This is a genomic window from Microbulbifer halophilus, from assembly GCF_026183675.1.
GTDB lineage: Bacteria > Pseudomonadota > Gammaproteobacteria > Pseudomonadales > Cellvibrionaceae > Microbulbifer > Microbulbifer halophilus.
The window spans coordinates 90,073-112,329 of sequence record NZ_JAPIVK010000010.1 but is presented as its reverse complement, the minus strand read 5'-3'; the positions used below and the strand labels follow the sequence as shown (position 1 = coordinate 112,329).

The 22,257-nt window shown below is 59.2% G+C and carries 17 protein-coding genes; 9 read left to right on the top strand and 8 right to left on the bottom strand.

Features of this window, described 5'->3' with window-relative positions:
* The first annotated feature begins 74 nt into the window (after window positions 1-74).
* A complete protein-coding gene (locus tag OQE62_RS07335) occupies window positions 75-2,588 on the top strand; it encodes a S8 family peptidase (protein WP_265721362.1) in 2,514 nt (837 codons plus the stop codon).
* An 88-nt stretch (window positions 2,589-2,676) separates the two neighbouring features.
* Here the strand turns inward: OQE62_RS07335 and gndA are convergent, their stop codons facing one another.
* Window positions 2,677-4,215, bottom strand: a complete 1,539-nt coding sequence (gndA, locus tag OQE62_RS07330; RefSeq protein ID WP_265721361.1) for an NADP-dependent phosphogluconate dehydrogenase — start codon at window positions 4,213-4,215, stop codon at window positions 2,677-2,679.
* A gap of 305 nt (window positions 4,216-4,520) precedes the next feature.
* Between gndA and OQE62_RS07325 the strand changes: the two genes are divergently transcribed.
* The 5 genes from OQE62_RS07325 (at window position 4,521) to OQE62_RS07305 (ending at window position 8,729) form a co-directional block, all read left to right on the top strand.
* The gene (locus tag OQE62_RS07325; RefSeq protein WP_265721360.1) at window positions 4,521-5,345 is read left to right on the top strand and encodes an alpha/beta hydrolase; all 825 of its coding nucleotides are present in this window, start codon (window positions 4,521-4,523) and stop codon (window positions 5,343-5,345) included.
* 173 nt (window positions 5,346-5,518) lie between these two features.
* Complete coding sequence (locus OQE62_RS07320; RefSeq protein ID WP_265721359.1) at window positions 5,519-5,680, top strand: HAD-IA family hydrolase; 162 nt, start codon at window positions 5,519-5,521, stop codon at window positions 5,678-5,680.
* Between the two features lie 275 nt (window positions 5,681-5,955).
* Window positions 5,956-7,554, top strand: a complete 1,599-nt coding sequence (locus OQE62_RS07315; RefSeq protein ID WP_265721358.1) for an AbgT family transporter — start codon at window positions 5,956-5,958, stop codon at window positions 7,552-7,554.
* 81 nt (window positions 7,555-7,635) lie between these two features.
* The gene (locus OQE62_RS07310) at window positions 7,636-8,172 is read left to right on the top strand and encodes a DUF2058 domain-containing protein (RefSeq protein ID WP_265721357.1); all 537 of its coding nucleotides are present in this window, start codon (window positions 7,636-7,638) and stop codon (window positions 8,170-8,172) included.
* Window positions 8,173-8,177: 5 nt separating this feature from the next.
* Window positions 8,178-8,729 (top strand): DUF1415 domain-containing protein, encoded by a 552-nt coding sequence (locus OQE62_RS07305; RefSeq protein WP_265721356.1) that lies wholly within the window; start codon window positions 8,178-8,180, stop codon window positions 8,727-8,729.
* Between the two features lie 76 nt (window positions 8,730-8,805).
* On the opposite strand, the gene OQE62_RS07300 is transcribed toward OQE62_RS07305, so the two are convergent.
* Entirely contained in the window at window positions 8,806-9,678 is an 873-nt protein-coding gene (locus OQE62_RS07300; RefSeq protein ID WP_265721355.1) for a patatin-like phospholipase family protein, read from the bottom strand.
* Window positions 9,679-9,863: 185 nt separating this feature from the next.
* On the opposite strand from OQE62_RS07300, the gene OQE62_RS07295 reads away from it, so the two are divergent.
* From OQE62_RS07295 to OQE62_RS07285, 3 genes are all read left to right on the top strand, one after another.
* Window positions 9,864-10,361: a PH domain-containing protein gene (locus tag OQE62_RS07295; RefSeq protein ID WP_265721354.1), complete on the top strand. Its 498-nt coding sequence runs from the start codon at window positions 9,864-9,866 to the stop codon at window positions 10,359-10,361.
* A gap of 97 nt (window positions 10,362-10,458) precedes the next feature.
* Window positions 10,459-11,850 carry a mechanosensitive ion channel family protein gene (locus OQE62_RS07290; protein WP_265721353.1) on the top strand — a complete coding sequence of 464 codons (1,392 nt, stop codon included), beginning with the start codon at window positions 10,459-10,461 and terminating at the stop codon, window positions 11,848-11,850.
* 34 nt (window positions 11,851-11,884) lie between these two features.
* The gene (locus OQE62_RS07285) at window positions 11,885-12,610 is read left to right on the top strand and encodes an esterase/lipase family protein (RefSeq protein ID WP_265721352.1); all 726 of its coding nucleotides are present in this window, start codon (window positions 11,885-11,887) and stop codon (window positions 12,608-12,610) included.
* Window positions 12,611-12,953: 343 nt separating this feature from the next.
* Here the strand turns inward: OQE62_RS07285 and OQE62_RS07280 are convergent, their stop codons facing one another.
* The 6 genes from OQE62_RS07280 to OQE62_RS07255 all read right to left on the bottom strand — a co-directional run bounded on the left by OQE62_RS07280 (window position 12,954) and on the right by OQE62_RS07255 (window position 22,248).
* Window positions 12,954-14,777, bottom strand: a complete 1,824-nt coding sequence (locus OQE62_RS07280; protein WP_265721351.1) for an alkaline phosphatase D family protein — start codon at window positions 14,775-14,777, stop codon at window positions 12,954-12,956.
* Window positions 14,778-14,785: 8 nt separating this feature from the next.
* The gene (locus OQE62_RS07275) at window positions 14,786-17,236 is read right to left on the bottom strand and encodes a hypothetical protein (protein WP_265721350.1); all 2,451 of its coding nucleotides are present in this window, start codon (window positions 17,234-17,236) and stop codon (window positions 14,786-14,788) included.
* A 721-nt stretch (window positions 17,237-17,957) separates the two neighbouring features.
* Window positions 17,958-18,293 (bottom strand): DMT family transporter, encoded by a 336-nt coding sequence (locus OQE62_RS07270; RefSeq protein WP_265721349.1) that lies wholly within the window; start codon window positions 18,291-18,293, stop codon window positions 17,958-17,960.
* Between the two features lie 44 nt (window positions 18,294-18,337).
* Window positions 18,338-19,888, bottom strand: coding sequence for an AbgT family transporter (locus tag OQE62_RS07265; protein ID WP_265721348.1), 1,551 nt, complete (start codon window positions 19,886-19,888; stop codon window positions 18,338-18,340).
* Window positions 19,889-19,999: 111 nt separating this feature from the next.
* On the bottom strand, window positions 20,000-21,007 hold the full coding sequence (locus OQE62_RS07260) for a tryptophan--tRNA ligase (protein ID WP_265721347.1): 1,008 nt from the start codon (window positions 21,005-21,007) through the stop codon (window positions 20,000-20,002).
* An 83-nt stretch (window positions 21,008-21,090) separates the two neighbouring features.
* Complete coding sequence (locus tag OQE62_RS07255) at window positions 21,091-22,248, bottom strand: tRNA-queuosine alpha-mannosyltransferase domain-containing protein (protein ID WP_265721346.1); 1,158 nt, start codon at window positions 22,246-22,248, stop codon at window positions 21,091-21,093.
* Window positions 22,249-22,257 lie beyond the last annotated feature (9 nt).

Sequence of the window (22,257 nt, the reverse complement as noted above, 5' to 3'; positions counted from 1 at the left end):
GGCATCTGGGATCATCTGCTGGCGGTCACTGTCCGGGCCGCCGCGAAGCAACGAATAATAGAAATCCCTTACTCATGCCCTCCCCGATGAAACTGATCTGCCACCTCCTGTTTGTCACCCTGCTCCTTGCCCTCGGCGCCTGTGGCGGCGGGAGCAGTTCTTCGCCATCAGCGGAGAGCGGTGACGGCGGCGGGAGCGATGGCGGCGGGGACGGCGGCAGTGGCGACACAGGCGGCGACAGCGGCCATCGACTCTCCGGCAGCGTGTACACCGCGCGCTTCAGCGACACCGATTCCGACAGCAATGACCCGCAGGCCCCCGCCGAGTCCAACAACACACACGCGGAGGCCCAGTCCCTGGGCAACCCGGTGCTACTGGGAGGCTTCGCCAGCGCCGCGGAGGACGCGGACGACTGGTACCGCCTGTCCCTGCCGGAATCCCAGAGCATCCGCCTGACAGTCCACGCCTACAAGCCACTGTCCCCGCTGGAAAACGACCTGGACCTCTACCTCTACACCGCGGACGATCCGGAGACCCCGGTCGACTCGAGTACCGGCGTGCTCGACGACAGCGAATCCCTCGACACCGGCGCCGGCGACTACCTGCTGCGGGTAGAGGCCGTATCGGGAGCCAGCGGCTACACACTGTGGGTCGACAGCAACTACGATCACAGCGACCGATCCCCGTCCGTGAGCGACGATTTCGCCCCCGGCGAGCTGATTGTGCAGTGGAAAGGCAAATCCGATCCCCGCGCCCTGGAGCAGCTCGACCTGCTGCCCACAGCGGACACGCTGCCAGACCTGCCACACCGCTACCGCCTGACGGATACCACCGTGCCGAAAAGCCTGCGGCAGACCTTCCCCGGCGCCGACCCGCAGACACTGCAGAAGCTGCGCACACTGAGGAAACTGAAGGCCCTGCAGGTGAATCCGGCGGTGGAATACGCGGAGCCGGACTACCGCTACCGCAGACAGACTGATCCGGAGGACCCCCAGTACGACTCGGCGCTACAGAATGACCAGTGGCACTACGGCAATATCGACCTGCCCACCGCCTGGGATATCACCACCGGCAGTTCCGGTGTCGCGGTGGCGATCTTGGACACCGGTATCTTCAGCGGGCACCCGGATCTCGACGGCAAGCAGGTGGACGGCTACGACTTTATCAGCGATACGGACAGCGCCGGCGACGGCGACGGCATGGACAGCGACCCCGAGGACGACAGCGGCTCCTGGCACGGCACCCATGTAGCCGGCACCGTCGGCGCGGCCACCGACAACGGCGAGGGCGTGGCCGGCGCCGGCTGGGACACCCGCATCATGCCGCTGCGGGTGCTGGGCGCGGAAGGCGGCAGCAGCTACGACATCGCCCAGGCGGTGCGCTATGCCGCCGGTCTCGACAACGATTCCGGCGAACCGACAACGCAGACTCAGAAAGCAGACGTCATCAATATGAGCTTCGGCGGCCCGGGCTTTTCCCGGACACTGCAGGACGCCCTCAGCGCGGCCCGCGACGCCGGTGTCATCCTCGTGGCCGCAGCGGGCAACGACAACAGCGATACCCCCGCCTACCCCGCCGCCATGGAGGGCGTCATCGCCGTCAGCGCCACCGGTGCCGACGACCAGAAGGCGCCCTACTCCAATTTCGGCGACTGGGTGGACCTGGCCGCTCCCGGCGGTGATTTGTCCGCCGATGCCAACGGCGACGGCTTCAGCGACGGCGTCTACAGCACCTATGTGAACGACAGTGGTAGCGCCGACTACGACAGCCTGCAGGGCACCTCCATGGCCAGCCCCCACGCCGCCGCCGTCTTCGCGCTGATGCGGGACGCCAATCCGCAACTGACACCGGACGACCTGGATGCGCTGCTGGCCAACGGCCAGCTCACCCAAGACAAGGGCGACCCCGGCCGCGATCCCGTCTACGGCCACGGCCTGCTGGACGCCTACAAATCGGTACAGGCGGCGAACAAGGGAGCCACCCAACCGGTGATCGCCGCCGACCCGGAGACGCTGGACTTCGCCAATGTAGATACAATGCTGTCGGTGGAAATCCGCAATATCGGCGCCGACGGCGCCTCGGTGGCCGACACCCCTCAGGCCGGCGCCGGCTGGATCACCGGCGTGGAGGCGGTGGATGTGGACCACAACGGCTTCGGCAGCTACCGCGTCGACGTGGACCGCAGTGGACTGGCCGACGGCAGCCACAGCAGCGAAGTGGTCTTCCCCATCAGCGGTGCCGACGACTTCCGGCTGCCGGTGGAACTCCGGGTGGGCGCGGGCAACAGCGGCTATCACGCGGGTTACCTGTATATCCGGCTGCTGAAACCGGCCGACGGGGGCGGCTACGAAACCGTACAGCAACTGGCCAGATCCACCGACAACGGCGAGTACCCCTTCGAGTTCACCGGCCTGGAATCCGGCGACTACGCTATCGCCGCCGGCTCCGACCTGAACGGCAACGGCAGCATCTGCGATGCGGGCGAAGCCTGCGGCCTCTATCCGGACAATGGAGAGAAATCCTTTGCGGTAGATGGCGACCGGCAGGATCTCGACTTTGTCGCCGGCTATCCCAACGACGGGGACTGATCCCTGTTGGAGCGCCGGGAGCGCCGAGTCCCAGCTCGGCAAGCGGGCCGCAGGCCCGCCACAAGCTCCCAGGCAAATGCCACTATCCTCAGATTCCCACCACCGGCCGCTCCGGCTCACTCCATTCCACGTGGTATTTCTGTTGCTCCGGGCGATCCACCCGCGAGAAGGTGTGCGCACCGAAGAAATCGCGCTGGCCCTGCAGGAGGTTGGCGGGCAGGGATTCGGTGCGGAAGGCGTCGTAGTAGCTGAGCGCCGAGGACAGCGCCGGCACCGGAATGCCGTTGATGGTGGCGTCGGCCACCGCGCGGCGCCAGTTGCCCTGGTGCTCGGCGATCTGCCCGGCGAAGAAATCGTCCAGCAGCAGGTTGGAGAGTCTGGTGTCGCGCTCGTAGGCGTCGCTGATGGACTGCAGGAAAACCGCGCGGATGATGCAGCCGGCACGCCAGATGCGCGCAATACCGGCGAAATCCAGTTGCCAGCCCTGCTCCCGCGCCGCCAGCTTCATCAGGTCGAAGCCCTGGGCGTAGACGCAGATCTTGGCGCAATAGAGGGCGTCGTGCAGTTGCGCTATGGCCTCGGCGCGCCTGGCCGGCTCCATGGGCGCCACGGCCGGGCCCTGCAGCTTCTGCGCCGCGCGGGTGCGCAGCACCTTGCGGGTGGACAGGGCGCGGGCGTAGACGGCCTCGGCGATGCTCGGTGCCGGGCAGCCCACTTCCAGGCTGCTGACCGCGGTCCACAGGCCGGTGCCCTTCTGGCCGGCGCGGTCGAGGATCACATCCACCAGCGGCTGCTCGGTGTCCGCATCGGTAGTCGAGAGTACCTCGGCACTGATATCGATCAGGTAGCTGTTCAGCGGGCCCCTGTTCCACTCGCGAAACACCGCGGCGATATCCGCCGGCGCCATGCCCAGCGAACTGCGCATCACATGGTAGGCCTCGCAGATCATCTGCATATCGGCGTACTCGATGCCGTTGTGCACCATTTTCACATAGTGGCCGGAACCGATGGGGCCGATATAGGTTGCACAGGGCTCGCCCTCTTTTACCGGATTGCCCGGCTCGAAGCGCTCGATCGGCTGACCGCTGGCCGCATCCACCTTGGCGGCAATGGCGTGCCAGACCGGCTCGATACGGCTCCAGGCGTAGGGATCGCCACTGGGCATCAGCGAGGGCCCGAAACGCGCGCCCACTTCGCCGCCGGAAACCGCGGTGGTGAAGAAAATCAGCTTGCCTTCGTAGCGCTTCGCGCGCTCGACGGAATGGGTCCAGAGACTGTTGCCGGTATCCACGACGATATCGTCGGCCTTCAGGCCCGCATCCAGCAGCTTGTTGCAGACATCGTCCACCGGCGCGCCGGCGGGTACGGAGAGAATGATCAGGTGCGGCGCCTTTACTTTGGCCAGCAGCTCGGTATAGGAGTTGCAGGTCTCCACCCGCGACGGCCGGCCACCGCGCTCCCTTTCACCTTGTGTCTCCCGGGCATCCTGCTCCAGCAGTGTATTCAGGCGGCTGTGGTCCAGGTCGAAGGCACAGACCCGGTAACCGTTATCGGCCAGGTTCAGGATCAGGTTTTTGCCCATGACACCGGCGCCGATAAAGCCTATGTCACAAAGTGAATCAGTCATCGAGTACTCCGCAAATGGCAGTGCTGCTGTCGGGGGCGCGGAGTATAGCAACCGGGGTCCGAAGGTGGGAGGCTAAATATTCACCAGCGGAGTCGGCAGGGAAGCGGCGGAAAGGTGCTGAAACCGGGCATTCAGAAAAATATCCCAACCCCAGCCATTCGCACAATATTTAGTGTTGCAAAGCAATCCTGTCCCAGGCTTTCCCCCTTCACTCCCAATGGCGGGAATAGTTCGCTATGCTCGGTCGGAACGGGCCAGTCACGGCCAGATTCACACCCCACAGCAAGTCACAAAAAATGAGAAGTTTGCTTTTATCAGCTTTGCTCGCAATCGTCTTTCACGCCCAGGCTGTAGAGACAGTCCCCTTCGAGGTGCCGAGAAGCTCGGTAGTGGAACTGGAAGATCGCACAAGCGAGCGCGTCTACCCGCTATTTATCAAACTGCCCCGGAGTTACCCGGAAAACCCGCAACTCCACTACCCGGTCATCTATCTGACCGACGCCTGGTATGCCTTCCAGATTGTCTCAGGTGCCACCCGCTACCCGATGGGTTCCGGCAAGATGGGAGAAGCCATTCTCGTGGGCATTTCCTATTCCAGGGGAGATAGCGGTCAGTCGAGCCGCTTCCGGGATTACACACCGACGCGGGATCGCGACTGGCAATCATTGACCGGCGATGCGGCCAGCCATGCCGGTTTTATTGCCGATACCGTCTTTCCCTATATCGAGAAAAACTACCGTACGGAAAAAGGGAGTCGAACATTTATCGGCAACTCCCTCGGCGGCCTCTTCGGTGCCTATATGCTGCTGACCCGGCCGGATATGTTTGACAACTATATCCTCGGCAGTCCCTCGGTTTGGTACGACGACGATGTAATCCTGTCATTTGACGCAGAACCCACGGACAAGATACGCCGGGTTTTCATTGCAGTGGGAGGGCAGGAAACTCCGGACGCGGGCAACACTATCCACGATATGGTCGAAGGCGCCAGACAACTGTACAGCAAGCTTAAGGGTGAGAGCCGGATAAAGCTGGAAAGCAAGCTTCTGCTGATTCCGGAGGCAAAACACGAAACCGCCTTTCCCACCACGGCAATTCAGGGGCTGGACTGGTTGTACAAAAAGTCATAGCGATTTTTTCAAACCACAATATTTCACTGCACTATGAGCATCGATATCGAAGTTGTGCTTTTTGACCTGGGCGGGGTCCTGGTTGAACTGTGCCCCAGTCCCTTCCCGGATACATGGCTGCCCGACGATCAGACTTTCGACAGTATCGACTGGTTCAAGCCTGAAACCGCCATGTGTTGGAAACACTCGAGATAGAACCGCAACGGGTACTCTTTTTCGACGACAACCCGGTCAACGTGGAAGCGGCGAACAGTATGGGAATACTCGGCAGACAGGTCTGCTCCTTCGACCAGCTCAAAGAAGAACTCGACGGGCTCGGACTAACATCCGGGTAGGCAAACGGGACGGGCTCCGCACTGGTGATCGGGGGCGGCGCGCGGGAGCTGGACGAGGGCGGCAAACCCGAAGAGATCCTGGCCCGGGCCACGAGGCGCAGCCTGAAGCCGGGCTAGTGCCCGCTTCTCCAGTCGATACTTTCACTCGAAACCATTCTGTCGCGGGGCCCTTTTGTGTATCATCCCCACCCTTTAGCGCATTTTTTAACCAGTGCGCATGGTACGGGCAGTCCTGCGGGGCAACCGATATAAGAACGACGCCAGAGGAAAGATGGATGACGACAAGCGCCTCCTCCCATGAACAACAGCTGCCGGGCGGTCGAAAGAAAGCCTTCACCCGCTTCCTGGACACCGTGGAATGGCTGGGCAACCTGCTGCCCCACCCGATCACCCTGTTCGCGATGTTTGCCATCGGCGTGGTGGTCATCAGCGGCATCGCCTCCTGGTTCGGCCTGGCCGTGGCGGACCCGCGCCCGGTGGGCGCCGACGGCCGCGCGCCGGGCGGCGTGATCGAGGTCTTCAACCTGTTCAGCGGCGAGGGGCTCAGGATCATCGTCACCAGCCTGGTGACCAACTTCACCGGTTTTGCGCCGCTGGGCACGGTACTGGTGGCGCTGCTGGGTGTGGGCGTGGCCGAACACTCGGGGCTGCTCTCCGCCGCGGTGCGTGGCCTGGTCATGCAGGCCTCGAAACGGACGGTCACGGTGGTCGTGGTGTTCGCCGGTATTCTGTCCAACACCGCCTCGGAACTGGGCTACGTGGTGCTGATTCCGCTGGCGGCGATGATCTTCCACTCCCTCGGCCGCCACCCGCTGGCGGGGCTGGCGGCGGCTTTCGCCGGGGTGTCCGGCGGCTACAGCGCCAACCTGCTGATCGGCACCGTGGATCCGCTGCTGTCCGGCATCACCGAGTCCGCTGCGCATATGATCGACCCCGGCTACACCGTCGGCCCGGAAGTGAACTGGTTCTTCATGATCGTCAGCACCTTCCTGGTCACCTTCGTCGGCAGTTGGGTGACCATCGCCATCGTCGAGCCGAAGCTGGGCAAATACGACCCCAACGAGGCCTCCGTCGACCTGTCCCAGGACAAGATGGGCGCGCTGACCGCCGCCGAGAAACGCGGCCTGAAATTCGCCGGCCTGGCGGTACTGGGCGTCTGCGCACTGCTGGCGCTGTCCATCGTTCCCGAGTGGGGTGTGCTGCGCAACCAGGAGACCGGCGAGGTGGCCGGCTCGCCCTTCCTGAAAGGCATAGTCGCGCTGATCGTGGTCTTCTTCGCGGTCCCCGGCTTCGTCTACGGCCGCGTGACCGGCAGCATGCGCAACGATCGCGACGTGATCAATGCCATGTCCAAAAGTATGGGCACCATGGGTATGTATATCGTGCTGGTGTTCTTCGCTGCGCAGTTCGTGGCCTTCTTCAAGATCACCAACCTGGGCACCATTTTCGCGGTGGTGGGCGCCGACACGCTGCAGAGCATCGGCCTGACCGGCCCGCTGCTGTTCCTGCTCTTTATCATGATGTGCGGCTTCGTAAACCTGATGCTGGGCAGCGCCTCGGCCCAGTGGGCGGTGACCGCACCCATCTTCGTGCCCATGCTGATGCTGCTGGGCTACGCGCCGGAAGTGATCCAGGCCGCCTACCGGATCGGTGACTCGGTAACCAATATCATCACGCCGATGATGAGCTATTTCGGCCTCATCGTCTCTTTTGCGACGCGCTACAAAAAGGACCTGGGCATCGGCACCCTGATCGCCACCATGATCCCCTACTCCATCTTCTTCTTTATTGGCTGGACCCTGCTGTTCTTTATCTGGGTCTTCGCCTTCGGCCTGCCGGTGGGGCCGGGCGCGGCCACCTACTACAGCAGCTAAATACCATGGGTCCGACCGGTATCGCGCAGCGTGCCGGCCGGTTAGAATCCACCGGGTGACACCAAATTCGGGAAACATACTATGAGCTCACTACAGGACCAACTACAGAAAACCGGGCTGGTGGACGGCAAGAAGGCCAAGCAGGTCAGCAAGGAAAAGCGCAAGCAACAGAAAGTGGCAAAGAAATCCGCGCAGCCGGTGGTGGACGAAACCAAGGCCGCGGCCGAGAAGGCGCGCGAGGAAAAGGTGGCCCGCGACCGCGCCCTGAACGCCGAACGCGAGGCCGCGGCACAGGAGAAAGCCATCGCGGCGCAGATCCGGCAGATGGTGGAGAGCAACAAACAGCCGAAGGGCAACGGCGATATCGCCTATAACTTCACCTTCGACAAAAAGATTAAGACCATCCATGTCACCGAAAAAATCCGCGAGCACCTGGCCAACGGCCGCCTGGTAATCGTCGCCCAGGACGAGTTGTTCGAACTGGTACCGCGGGTGATCGCCGACAAGATCGCCGAGCGCAATGCGGATATCGTCGTTCAGCCACCGGCACAATCCGGCGAACCGGACGAGGACGATCCCTACGCAGAGTTCCAGATTCCCGACGACCTGATGTGGTAACCGGGGTGCCCCGGCAGGAAATTGTCGCCGCCGTGCAGCGGTGGCTTGTCGAGGTGGTGGTGGGCCTCAATCTCTGCCCCTTTGCCCGCCGCCCACTGCGCGCCGGACAGGTGCGCCTGGCGGTCAGCGAGGCGCGCGACGACGACCCCCTGATGGCCGAACTGCTGGCGGAGATGCAGCGGCTCGACCGGGCGCCTGTGGAAGAGCTGGAAACCACGCTCCTGATCCTGCCCGACCACCTGCCGGATTTTGCGGACTTCAACCAGTTTCTCGACCTGGCCGAGTGGCTGATCGAGCGGCACGACTACAGCGGCATCTACCAGCTCGCCACTTTCCATCCGGCCTACCAGTTTGCCGGCACGAATCCCGCGGATGCGGAAAACCTCACCAACCGCGCCCCCTACCCGATACTGCACCTGATCCGCGAGGCCAGTATCGAGCGGGTCCTGAAAAGCTACCCCGACCCCGAAAGCATTCCCGAAAACAATATCCGCCGGGTGGAATCACTGGGGGAAGAGGAAAAACACAGGCTGTTTCCGTACCTGTTCCGTTGGTAACAGGTAGCCACAACACCGTAGGAGCCTGCCGTGCAGGCGAATGGATCGGTGTAAGATGGGCACATCGCCGTGGTCGCTACCCCACATCGGGCAGCCCCCCCGCCGCACTCTCCAGATGCGCCAGACCCGACGCCCTGCCGCACTGGTAGCCCCGCTCCAGCAGATGTGGCTCGCGGGTAAAGCGCCCCACCGGAAAATCCTCCGGCGGCGCAATGGCGGTGACACGGCAACCCGCCGGTGGCGACTGGATAAAGTCCAGCGCCCGGTTGTAGCGCTGCGACCGCTCGAGCACCGCCTCGAACAGCCGCGCGTGATCGTGGAAAAAGCGCTTCATCAGTTTCGGCGCCGAACCCTCCCGCTTGCGGTAGCCGAGCGGGCGCGACAGCACCACGGTGATATCCCGCGCCCCCTGTTCGTAGGCGCGGAGCACGGGAATGGAATCCGCCAGGCCGCCATCGGTCATGGGCTCGCCGTTCACCCGGGGAAAATCGCGGTAGAAAAGCGGAATGGCGCAGGAGGCGGGAAACACTTCGTGCATGTTTTCCGCCGTCACTTCCAGATAGCGGGCCTCGCCGGTGTGGATACTGGTGGTTACCGCATAGAGGGGAACGCCGTTGTCGCAATAGCGACGGACATTCAGCGGCACCTCCTTGTAGGAGGCGTGCCAGAGCCAGCTGACATCGCAGAAGTGCCCGCCTTTCAGGGCGCGCCGCCAGTCGATGAAATCCGCCCGCCGGGCGTGGTCGAGCAGTACCCGGCGGCTGCGACCCCAGTCGCCCGCCAGATAACCGATCAGGTTGGTGGAGCCGGCGGAGACACCGATGGCAAAATCGAAAGGCGCGTGATCCACTTCGATAAATGCATCCAGGACCCCGGCCGCGAAGATACCGCGCATGGCGCCGCCCTCCACCACCAGTGCAGAACGATGATTCCCGGCCGATGTATGCATCTCTGTCCCCAGAACAGCAGCGATCACTTGGTCACTCAGGACAGATTCTACTCTCGCATCCCGGTTATTATCCACCCGGTTTTACTGACTTTTCCAACCAGCCTGGCGATTGCGACCACTTTGCCGCCGCCGGCTTACCCCGGTATGATCGACTGACTGTTCATCGCAATCAATTCGATAAACCCATGCAATCCATCCGCTTTACCGCCCCCTGGAGCCGCCAGCTGAAATGGCTGACCGCCCTGGTCGCACTCCTGCTGCTGGCACTGCCGTCGATTCTGCTGAGCAGGGCACCGGAAACGGCATCTGCCCTGTTCGCGGTCTCCATCTGGCTGCCGCCGACAATCCTCGCACTCGGCGCCCTGTTCGCCATCCGCGGCTACGAGATCGAGGGACAGATGCTGCGGATCCTGCGCCCGGGCTGGAAAACCCGCATCGACCTGAAAGACCTCCAGAGTGCAGAAGTGAAACCCGAGGCCATGCGCGGCTCGGTACGCATTTTCGGCAATGGCGGACTCTTCGGCTTTATCGGCCTGTTCCGAAACAGCACCCTGGGGCGCTACCGCGCCTTCGCCACCGACAGTGCCAACTGTGTGGTACTCCGCTTCCCCGTACACACCCTGGTAGTGACCCCCGACAGGCCGGAGCAGTTCATCGCCGCGCTGAATACCCCGACACCCTGACACAGTCCCCTTCACAGCGGCGCACGGTGCTTCCACCAACCCCGGAGCACACTTTCCTATACTTGCCGCCAAGGAATCAATCAGGGCTGCCCCGAATATGACATTACCCGCACGGACGCGCATCGCCACACTGCAGATAACCCTCGTTTTCCTGATCGCCTCCGGCTGGGTATGGGCCCAGCAGGACGATCCGTCCTCCGAGCAGAAAACCGCAGAATCGGCGACGGAGCAGAAAGCAGACGCCGGGGAAAAGCCGACACCGGCGATTCCCGAGCGTATTGTGGACCCGAGCATCGGTATCGACGAGCTGACACTGCGCCTGATCCCGTTGAGCAAGGACGAGCTGGCCACTGCGGCCGACGCCTGGTTTTCCCTGTACAAAGACAAAACCCAGGAAATGATGGAGGCGCAACTGAAACTCGCCGGCGCCAGCGGGGAGACCGTGCCCGCCGCGCGAGAGGCGTTGGTAGCCATCGGCAGCGAGCGCGAAGCCGTCGGCCAATCCCTGGGCACCGTATTGCGAAATTGGGAACGCAAAGGCGGCAACGCCGACAAGATCAAGGAATACCGGGCCTACCGCTCGGCGGTGGTGATGGCCCAGACCCGCACAGCGGATCCGGGCACCATCTGGCGACGCATCCGCGGCTGGCTGTTCTCCGCCGATGGCGGTCTCAAACTATTGATCAAATTCGGCATATTTTTCGGTGCACTGCTGGGCCTCATCGCGGTGGCCAGAATCATCGGCAGCTGGGCCAGGCACACTGCGCGTCGTTCTCCCCACATTTCGCGGCTGCTGGAAAACTTTATCGAGGCCGCTGTTTTCTGGCTGCTACTCGCGGTTGGCATACTGCTTGTACTGTCGCTGATGGGAATCAACGTTACACCCCTGTTTGCGCTGATTGGCGGTGCTTCCTTTGTGGTCGCCTTCGCCATGCAGAGCACCCTCGGCAACCTGGCCGCCGGCCTGATGATCATGTTCAGCCGTCCCTTCGACGAAGGGGATTTTGTCGATATCGGCGGCGTGGCGGGCACGGTAAAAGCCGTCGGCATGATGTCCACCACTGTGATCACGCCGGACAACCAGGTCATCATCGTTCCCAACTCCAATGTCTGGGGCAATGTCATTACCAACACCACCACCGCCACCCGGCGGGTGGACATGACCTTCAGCATCGGCTACGACGACGACATGGAAACCGCACAGCGGGTACTGGAAGAGACAGTTCAAAACCACCCCAAGGTACTGAAAAGCCCCGAACCGATGATCCGGGTGGCGGAACTGGCGGCCAGTTCGGTGAATTTTATCGTGCGCCCCTGGGTAATGGGCCAGGACTACTGGGATGTCTACTGGGACCTGACCCGGCAGGTGAAGGAGACCTTCGACGCAAACGGGATCTCGATTCCCTTCCCGCAGCAGGATGTGAATGTGCGCGGTGGCGAGTCGCCCCTGCCTTCCGGCAATGACGGCGAAGCCAAGACGGGAAACTGATAGACTGGCGCGAAAACAGAAAAGAGTTCAAACCATGCGAATATTGTCCCTACTGCTGTTTTTCCTGTTATCCCCGGTCGCTCGGGCAGAATCGGAATGCGTGATACTGCTGCACGGGCTGGGCAAGTCCGATTCCTCCATGGCAGAACTGGAGGCCGCCATCGCGGACGCCGGATTCGCCACCGTCAACGTGGACTATCCCTCCACCGACAAGCCGATCGAACAACTGGCCGGCCCGGCCATAGCGCCGGCGCTGGACCAGTGCGACGGTCGCGACAGGGTCAATTTTGTCACCCACTCCATGGGCGGCATTCTCGTGCGGCAGTACCTGAGCCATGTAGCCGTCGACAATCTCGGCCGTGTGGTGATGCTGGGGCCGCCCAACAACGGCAGCGAGGTGGTGGACCGGCTGGGCAGCTTCCCCGGTTTTCACTTCATCTACGGCGACGCCGGCCTGCAACTGGGCACCGGCAGCCTCAGTGTACCCAACAAACTCGGGCCGGCCGATTTCGACCTGGGCATCATCGCCGGTACGCGCAGTATCAACCTGATACTGTCACAGATGATTCCCGACGCGGACGACGGCAAGGTATCGGTGGAAAGTACCAAGCTCGACGGCATGAAAGATCACCTGGCGATGCCGGTCACGCATGTCTTCATGATGAAAAATGACAAGGTGATCGCGCAGGTGATTCACTATCTGCGCCACGGTGCCTTTCAGCACCAAGCGGAAGATGTGGCCGATCCCGGTTCTGCATAGCGCCGGAGTAAACAGCCCATTGCGCCGGCACGAGTCGCCGGCAGGAAAGACGCCATGACAACACAACACCTGTGTGTCTATCCTGGGTGGCGCCGGGGTAACTTCCGTGACCGGCCGATAGGCCTATTGGAATAATCGGGCCGCGGCAGGCCGGGCGAACGCCAGATTCGACCCAATATCCAGCATCACGGGCAGATTCAAACCAGGCGGCATCCACCGTAGGGGCCCATTCCACCGGCAACCAGAACGAACACAAGGTTCCCCTTTACATGGCGGGCCCCGCCTGGCCTGTCCCAAATAATTTCAGGTTTCGAAAAAACTGCCGCCCGCAAGGCAACCGCTGTTATTTCTGCAAGCTGTATCCTGCTCCCGGCTTGATTGTCAATCGAATGTCCCTTTCTCCAAAGTCTCTGTCATCCTCTCTGTTGAAGACATGCAGGTGTATATGCAACGCGGACTGATCAGCGGAGAGGGAGAGAAAATTTTGAAATTTACCCTGGTGCCAGAGTCGCTCGATAGTTCCCAGTATCTCAGACTCTGAACTCCCTTCGTCGCCATCCCCTGCACTCATCCAATCGGATATATCCTCATCAATTGGAGGACGATTTGTCAACGCCGACGAAGTGACCTGATAAAGCGGCTTCTCAAATCCAGGTGGCTGGAATTTGAATGCATTAGAGATATGAATATCGCCAGATAAATTGATCAGTTCCATATCCGGTCTGGAATGATGGAGATCCCTCAGGATATCGATCAACCGGCTCAGTTGACGCCGGTTTGCCGGGGAATGCCAACTGTCTCGAATGTCATCGTGATGGCCCATCCATTTCGTCAAGGCTGACTCGGATCCCAGAGCCTCGAGGGTCTCCCCGACATAGATAAAGGGAACGCAATTCCCCATCAGAAGGTACTTAATATCGGCAGCGTTTTTAACGGCTCCACAAAATCGTTCAAAATCATCCAGCTGCTGATCGCTGACTACCTGGCCCGGCTCACTCCAGCGCTGGGAGTTGATATATCCGGAAGAAAAAGTTGCCTCCGCTGGAAGCAGCAGGTCCTCACCGTAGTTCCGGCTGTTGCGCCCATCAAAAATGAAAGCGGCCAAAGGGCTATCCAGGTAGGCCTGGTGGTTGTCTATGTCTGCGTTTTCCCCTGCTTCGCTACGCAAGCGTGGGCTTAGCTGAAACAGATACTCCTCCGCTGCCTGTCTGGCGATATCCCTCATAGCCAGGTTTTCTTCAATGAAATCACCCTCATCACTGCCATAGCCATCGCGGATTTCGTGGTCGTCCCACATAGCGAGATGGGGATAATCACGCATCACTGCCTGCATTGCCTCAAAGCTCCAATGGTATCGATAGCAGAGACGATAGAGCGACAGCAGATCCTTGCGCAATCCAGCGTTCCTGAACCAGGCGGTTTTTCCATCAACCTGGCGGGCAAAATTGAGATTGTGGACTCCGTCGGAGTAACTGGTGTCTCCCAGGGCCCAAACACAATGTGGATCGACGGACTGGACAACACTTCGGTACCACTCCAGTATCGCCTCGGAATGCTTCCAAAGTACGGCCCCCGGACCTTTGTCCTGAAACGGCTGGTGACAGGACCAGGCGACCAGCTTTGCAACATCCCGATCGGATTCCTCACGGAAGCTGAGCCGCCCTTCCATCGTCGGCTCGATATCATATACCAGACGGCTCAGCTCCCCCCGCCGCTCTGCGCTCTGCGCCAATAGCCGAGCCGAGCGCCCGCCCAACAGACCCGGGCTATTCTGATAAAGAGCTTCCGCCTCCTCGTACTCTTCCTCCTTCTCATTGGCACAATGCGTTTTGATCAGGCGCCAGTACCAATCCCGGTATACCTGCAGCTCGACGGGGACACGAATTTCCAGCAGCTCAGGACGGCTGTTAAATGCCTGGAAATTGACACTCTGACGAATCAATGCATCTTCGCTCAAGTTCCCTTCGGGATAGACAAGTAACAGAAAGCGACCGCCATAGGTCGGCCGTAGCAACAGGTTACGCGCCCACTGACCTGCCTGCCCCATAACCGCGATATTGTTCAGGCGTACAGGGTAACTGACAGGCTGAAGGCGCTCTGTGGCGAGTGCTGTGATATCTGCAGCAGGAGATACAGCTGCCACGGCTGTATCTCCAATGGCATCCATTGGGCGACTCATGACACTTTGAAGGCGTGCTTGCTCAAAACAGACTCCAGGTGTTGACCGAGGACCAGCTCCGAATCGTAGCTATCCAAAGTCAAGGACTCCCTGTCAGCCTCACTCATACGCTCGCGCATCTCCTCAACAGAGCTTCTCTGACCATCAATATAGTCCCTGACACTTTCAAAAAGCTCAGCCCATTCCTGGTCAACAGAATTTTCGAACACTTCAAAGAAAGTCTCTTCCGAATCTGGATGAACCGGCAAGAAGAATCGTATCGCCTCGACATTCAGAAAGTGATACGGAGAAAGCCCTGACGCAGACAGGCTTCCTGGCGATGCAGGTTCCGGTTCAATACTCGCGCGGCTCCAGTCCACGCACCGCTTGATAATCCCCTGATAGAAGGACCAGTGGCTCTCACTACCACTCCCCTGGAATATTTTTTTCATAAGCGCGACGAAGGCGTAATCCTTCAGATCTTCAACACTACTTTCGTACTTTCTGATCAATTCCTCGGACTTTAGACGAGCATACTTTCTGGCCTGCACCTCTACAGCCTCTCTTCGGGCCGGATTAACCTGATCATTAATCCTGTCATACTCTCTTTTCTTTTCAAGATAGGACTGGGTCAGCTTGTATTTACTAACCGACACATCCAGCCATATAGAATTTGGATTGCCCGTAAGCGTATTCTCATCAAATATCTTAAACCCGACTTTGATCTCTATATGGGACCCCCTTTCGTGTTCCTCAACGTCGTAATCAAGAACCTCATACTGATCGGAATCGAGAGTAGTGGACCAAATACCACTGGAATCCTGCTTAAAGGAAACCTTCACATCATTTGATATAAGGAACCCATCTGAAAGCTCTTCATCCGAAAGCTCTATCCTAACCACCTCTGAGTAATTATTATCTCTCTCCCAAAAATTACCATCACTGATCTCCGAGCTGCGAATCTTGGTTGTACTTTTGTGTACTCTCTCAAACCCTTCATAGGTCGGGGCCGGCTCCGCAGGATCAACCACCGCATTCTCTCTGATATAATCGCTTTCCACCTTACTCCGATAATCCTTTATTACCTGCTTTAGCCTGGAGAACGGATTGACAATACGAGGACACCAGACTGCGCCGATACCATCCAGAAAGTGGGTCACTTTCACTGGGGAAAACACCTCAAAAGCCACCTCACTGGTTGAAAAAGTGCTATCCTTCCCCTCCGTGACATACTCCCGTGCATGACTGCTTGAATTGGAGCCCCCAACAATTTTCTGTGAAGCATTGACCTCCGATATACGACTCAGTGTGGATTCAATCAGATTCCGCTTTTCGTTACGGCTGCTGTCCTTCGAAAAGCCCTCCTCGCTCATGGTTTGTCCGAGGTTGGAGCCATAGTCAAAGAGTGTACCCATACGCTGCTTGATCTGGCTGGCGATAAGCTGGTTACTACTCAGGCTGTCCTGTGCGCGATTGAGGGAGTAGTCCTGACTCTCCCGACCTGTACTGTGGCTCCGGCTGATACTCAGAGTGCTATTCGGTGCAACAGAGTTTGCCGCCACAGGGCCACGAAACTGTGGCTTTCCAAGTGCCAGCTCCACTCTCTCCTGACGCAAGAACGCCCATTCCCGGCTTTCGGCGATCACCGGATCCTCGATAGTATCTATAGTTCCCAGAACTCGGTCGGTGTCGATCTTTCCCGCAACCGCACCTACCAGCCTTTGCCGAAAGTCCGGCTGCTCTTCAGCAATCTTCCGCAATTCGGCAGCCTTTCCCGAGAGGTATTTCAGTCCCCTATCCAGCATATGCTCGGCCATCTTCTCCTGAGTTTTCCTCACTTTTCCTGACGCCAAACCCAGGTGTTCAACAACAAGTTTCATTCGATCACTTTTAGGCAGATCTAGGAATTTCTTTGAAAAAATACCATCATTATTGAACATGACTTCGGACTCAGCGAGCTGGTGAACAACAGTATTCGGCTCCGCCGCTCTACTGAGAATATTCATGTGCGTATCCAGCTGCGCCTCATCGGCTTCCATCTCTCTTACATCCGTATTCGAAACGATCTCATTCACGGGAACCCTGTCCGGCTTGAATCGACGAAGCCGATCAAGTCTTTTTCTCGAAGAAACGGTGGTACTTTTCAGCTGCGGCTCAATCACCATCTTTGCATCAATTTTCTTTACAGGCTTTCTGCTATCAGATTCAGAGTACTGGTCGAGCAATAGATTGGGAACAGCCGGAATCTTTCCCCACTTCTCATTATATTCCACCACACTATCTAAAAGCTCTGACGTCCTTGCCAGATCCAGAATAAAACTAAAGCTTCTTTTAAAATGATAGGCATAAGTCATAGGCCCCATTCTCGGAATCAGGGAGAATGATTCATATTCGGAAGTTATTACATTGGACTCGGACAGATCTGTGGGTAGAGCGGCGGCAGGTATATTTGTGTGTATTTCAGACATTTGTTTCAATCCTTGATCTTATTGTTTCCTGGCATTCGAGAATTACAGACTCAATCTCAGTAAAACAACTTTACAGAGTATGGAAAGATATGCCAATAGAATATCCCTGAATATATAAAACCCTCCTGAAATTACATTCAATTACGGCAGATTACAGTATATTTCAAGGATATCGCGCCAAAGACTCAACGACTCCCGTCTATAGAAATGAGCTGACACACCAGTACAGTAAGAGATTTACTCATTTATTAATACGTGCATAAGTAGCCCGACATGAAATTTCAGACACGCTGTGAATACATCCGTGTACGCTCGTAATCGGCATCCATGCCCCATACGGTCCGAAATTTCATGTCGGGCTACTTATGCACTCCTTAGTAAAAACCGCCAATTAGTGTGGTACAAGAAACTGGCAATCCGACAAGTAAATCAACCATTCATCTCCCGGATTCGACTTGGAAGTGCATATCTGAAAACTCAAGCTGATAGCGCTTCGAAAGCGCCGTACCGGCAACACCTAACAGTGACTGTAATTCAGCCCTCTCGGTTATTCTTATATACAGATTGCAGGCTCCGAGAAAGAGGAAATGCGGAATCAAGAAACCTGATATCTTTCGTTACGGAACACGAACATCAATGTCCCTGCTTCTCGACAGAAATGGAGCACGGGACGGGAAGCGAGCTTAGACTCCGGCACAAAACTCTGGGCGATAACCGCTTATCAGTGTTTCACCGTACCGGAAAACACATTCATGACAATCACGCCCAGAACAATCAGCCCCATCCCGATGACTGCGGGCAGATCCGGAATCTGCCTGTAAACCATAGCCCCGGCAATGGCCACCAGCACGATACCCATGCCAGACCAGATAGCGTAGGTCACTCCCACCGGAATCGTGCGCAACACCAATGTCAGCAGGTAAAACGCTATACCGTAGCCAACAGCGACGATCAGCGTCGGGATCGGCTTGGTGAACTGCTCTGTCGCCTTCAGAGCCGTTGTAGCCACGACTTCGGCAACGATGGCTATCGCCAGATAGAGGTAGGCAATCTGCATATTCTACTCACTGAGCATGGAAGCCCTAATCTTACTGCTTTCACTCAAGGATAGGTGTAGTTTGCCTGCAACCCCAGAGGAATCCCCAGTGTCCAGTAAGCCACAAGGAACAGGGACCAGCAGAACAGGAACACCAGTGAATAAGGCAGCATAATCGAAACCAGTGTGCCGATACCGGTGCTCTTCACGTAGCGCTGGCAGTAGACCACCACCAGAGGAAAATAGGGCATCAAGGGTGTGATGATATTGGTGGAAGAATCCCCCACCCGGTAGGCGGCCTGGGTCAGGTCCGGCGAGAAGCCGATCTGCATCAGCATAGGCACGAAGATCGGCGCCAGCAATGCCCATTTGGCGGAAGCCGAACCGACGAACAGGTTAATGAAGCCCACTAGCAGAATTATCCCCATCAGGGTAATCGGCCCAGGCAGGTTCATGGCCGCCAGCATATTGCCGCCCTCCACCGACAGCAGGGTGCCCAGGCCTGAACGGGCGAATTCGGAAATAAAAAGCGCACAGAAAAAGGCCATCACGATGTAGTAGGCCATGGAACTCATGGTTCTGGACATCGCATCGATAACATCTTTGCTTTTCCCGAAGGTGCCCGCGGCATAGCCAAACACTACACCGGGAATAATAAACAACAGAAAAATCAGCGGTACAATGGACTTCATCGCCGGGGCGTCGAAAGAAGCCAGCTGGCCCTCGGCGTCGCGCAGCGCCGAAGTCTCGGGGAACATCCAGGCTACCAGGCCGACGATACCGGCTGCCATCACCGCCACCGACAGGTAAAGCGCTTTCTTTTCGCGCCCGCCCAGCTCGTGGATAACCGGCATTTCTTCCTTGTCGCCATCGATGGCGACATCTTTAAGACGCGGCTCAATAACCTTGTCCGTCAGCCACCAGCCCAGCCCCGTGATCACAAGACAGGAGGCCGATGTAAAGAACCAGTTATTGAGCGGGTTCAGCTGTACCCCGGAATCGACAATCTGTGCCGCCGTCTGGGTAAACCCCTGCAGCAGTGGATCTATTGCCGAGGGAACAAAATTGGCAGAAAAGCCACCGGAAACCCCGGCGAAAGCGGCGGCGATACCCGCCAGCGGATGGCGCCCGGCCGCATAGAAAATAACCCCGCCTAGCGGAATCACCAGCACATAGCCCGCATCCACCGCCGTATGACTGACAATGGCTACCAGAATCAGTATGGGTGTAAGCAGTTGCTGCGGTGTGACCGCCAGCAACTTTTTCAGTACTGCATTGATAAAGCCACTGTGCTCCGCAACACCCACACCGAGCATGGCCACCAGCACCACACCCAGGGGCGCGAAGCCGGTAAAAGTGGTCACCATCGTCGACAGAAAACGTGCCAGTTCATCCCCGGAAAGCAGATTGGTCACCTGAATCGCGTCACCGGTAGCGGGGTGCAGAGTATCGAAGCTGACACCGGACAGTATCCAGGACAGCCCCCAGATAACCAGCATCAGGACCAGGAAGAGCACCGCCGGGTCCGGCAGGCGATTGCCCACCACTTCGATAAAATTGAGGGACCGGTTGATCCAGCCGCTGCCCGACCCGGAGTTTTGTTGGATGCGTGCCACGATAGCCCCCTGTTGTTATCGATTTCTGGTGCTGTTTGTCTTCCATGAACGGCCCGCTACCGCGGTCCTCCAGTCAGTACTGGCCGCTGCGGTGAGAGAGCCCGGCAGCCGTCAACCAATCTTGCGGATACCTACGGCGTGACGCAGTTCTTCGAGAAACGGTGCAGAGTAAGCGCGGGCCTTGTCCGCCCCCTTTTCCAGCTCCGCTTCGATTTCCGCCGGATTGGCCAGCAATTCATTGTAGCGCTCGCGGGCCTCGCCGATCTGGCCGTTGACCAGTTCGAACAACTGCTTCTTGGCCTCGCCCCAGGCAATGCCCTGCTCGAACGCCTTGCGCATTTCCGCGGTCTGCACCTCGGAGGCAAACGCCTTCCAGATCTGGAATACCGTGGAGGTATCCGGGTCCTTCGGCTCGCCCGGCTCCAGCAGGTTGGTTTTGATCTTGTTGATATGCTTCTTGAGTTTCTTTTCCGGCAGGAACAGCGGGATGGTATTGCCGTAGCTCTTGCTCATCTTGCGGCCGTCGAGGCCCTGCAGGACCGCCACATGGTCTTCCACCACGGCTTCCGGCAGCGCGAAGTGGTCGCCGTAATGATGGTTGAAGCGCTGGGCGATATCCCGGGCCATCTCGATGTGCTGGATCTGGTCGCGGCCCACCGGCACCCGCTGGGCGTTGAACATCAGCATATCCGCGGCCATCAGGATCGGGTAACTGTAGAGGCCCATGTTGATACCGAAATCCGAGTCTTCGCCGTCGGCGCGGTTGGCATCCACCGCCGCCTTGTAGGCATGGGCACGATTCATCAAACCCTTGGCGGTCTGGCAGGTGAGCAGCCAGGTCAGCTCGGGGATCTCGTGGATATCGGACTGGCGGTAGAAGACCACATTGTCGGTATTGAGCCCCAATGCCAGCCAGGTGGCGGCGATCTCCAGGGTGGACTGGTGCACCTGCTCCGGGTCCTGGCATTTGATCAGCGCGTGGTAGTCCGCCAGGAAGTAGAACGACTGGTTGTTCTCCTCCTGGCTGGCGGCGATCGCGGGGCGAATCGCGCCCACATAGTTGCCCAGGTGGGGGGTGCCGGAGGTGGTGATGCCGGTCAGTACGCGCTGCTTACTCATAAATCCTTGCTGTTCCATGCTGTCTGATCTGGAATTGAGGGGCGAATAATACCCTTTTCACAGGCGCGGTTGTATGGTGCGGGCTAGCGCGCCCCTCCACCCGACGCCAGATTGCCGAGCAGCGCCCGGTAGTCACCGACCCAATCGGACCAGCACAGACCCGATACATCCGGCACCTCCGCGCGCTCGCCCGCTTCGATACGGCGGGCACAATCGAGCATGGCCCCACTCAGCTCAGCCGCGCAGGAATCGATATCCGCGGAAAAGCGGTAGCCGCCGGGCCCGAACCACTCGGGATAGGCGAGGCTGTCCGGTACCACTGGCCGACAGCCAGCGGCGACGGCCTCGAGCACCGCCAGTCCCTGGAAGTCGTGGCGGGCCGTGGACAGGACCGCGTGGCTCTGCCGCAGCAGGCGCCGGTAATCGTCGGCACTGCGCTGATAGCCCCAGGCGCCGAGCGCGCCGTGTTGTTCCAGCAGCTCGCGAATACGGGCGAACTCCGGCGGCTGTCGGCGGAACTGCTGACCCACCATATGCAGGGTAAACGGCCACCTGTGCGCCACAAACCGCTGCAGTGCGGCCAGGAGGATGTCGGGGCCCTTGTCGTACTCCCAGCGGTGGTTCCAGACATACGTCGGCCCGCTGCCCGGACCACCAGCTGCGGGCCCCTCCCCGACAGGCGGCAAATCCGATCGCCCGCCGGGGGCTGCAAACAGTTCATCCTCCAGCGGTACCGGCAATACCTGCGATTTGCCCTCAATCTCAGCGCAGAGCCCCGGCGGCACGAAGTCCGGGAAACGCTTCAGCAATTTCTCCGCGCCCTCCAGCAAAGTACGGCGGTTGTAGTGGGAGTTGAACAGCAGCAGGTCGCCACACAGCGCCGTGTAGACATTCATCAGCTCGGGATTGATATTCGGGTGGGCGCGCTCGCTGCGGGGATAGGCGAACTGGTTTTCGTGGAAATAGACCGCCGTGGGGACCCCGGCGATTTCCGGTACCAGGCCGCGCAGGGCGGAGAGGTCGGTCATGGAAGTGGCGACGATCAAGTCCCAGGGGCGGCGCAGTGTGTCGGCCGCCTCGCCCCGGCCCCAACTGAGGCTGTTGCCGCGCACGCGCCAGCTGAAATGGCGCGGCGGCAGCGCCAGCACCGTCCACTGCCAGTCGGGAATGGCCGCGACCAGGCCGCGCCGCCAGCGCTTGTGGCTGTCGGCGTCGTAGGCGGAGAGGAGCAGGACATTCATCAGGGCTAA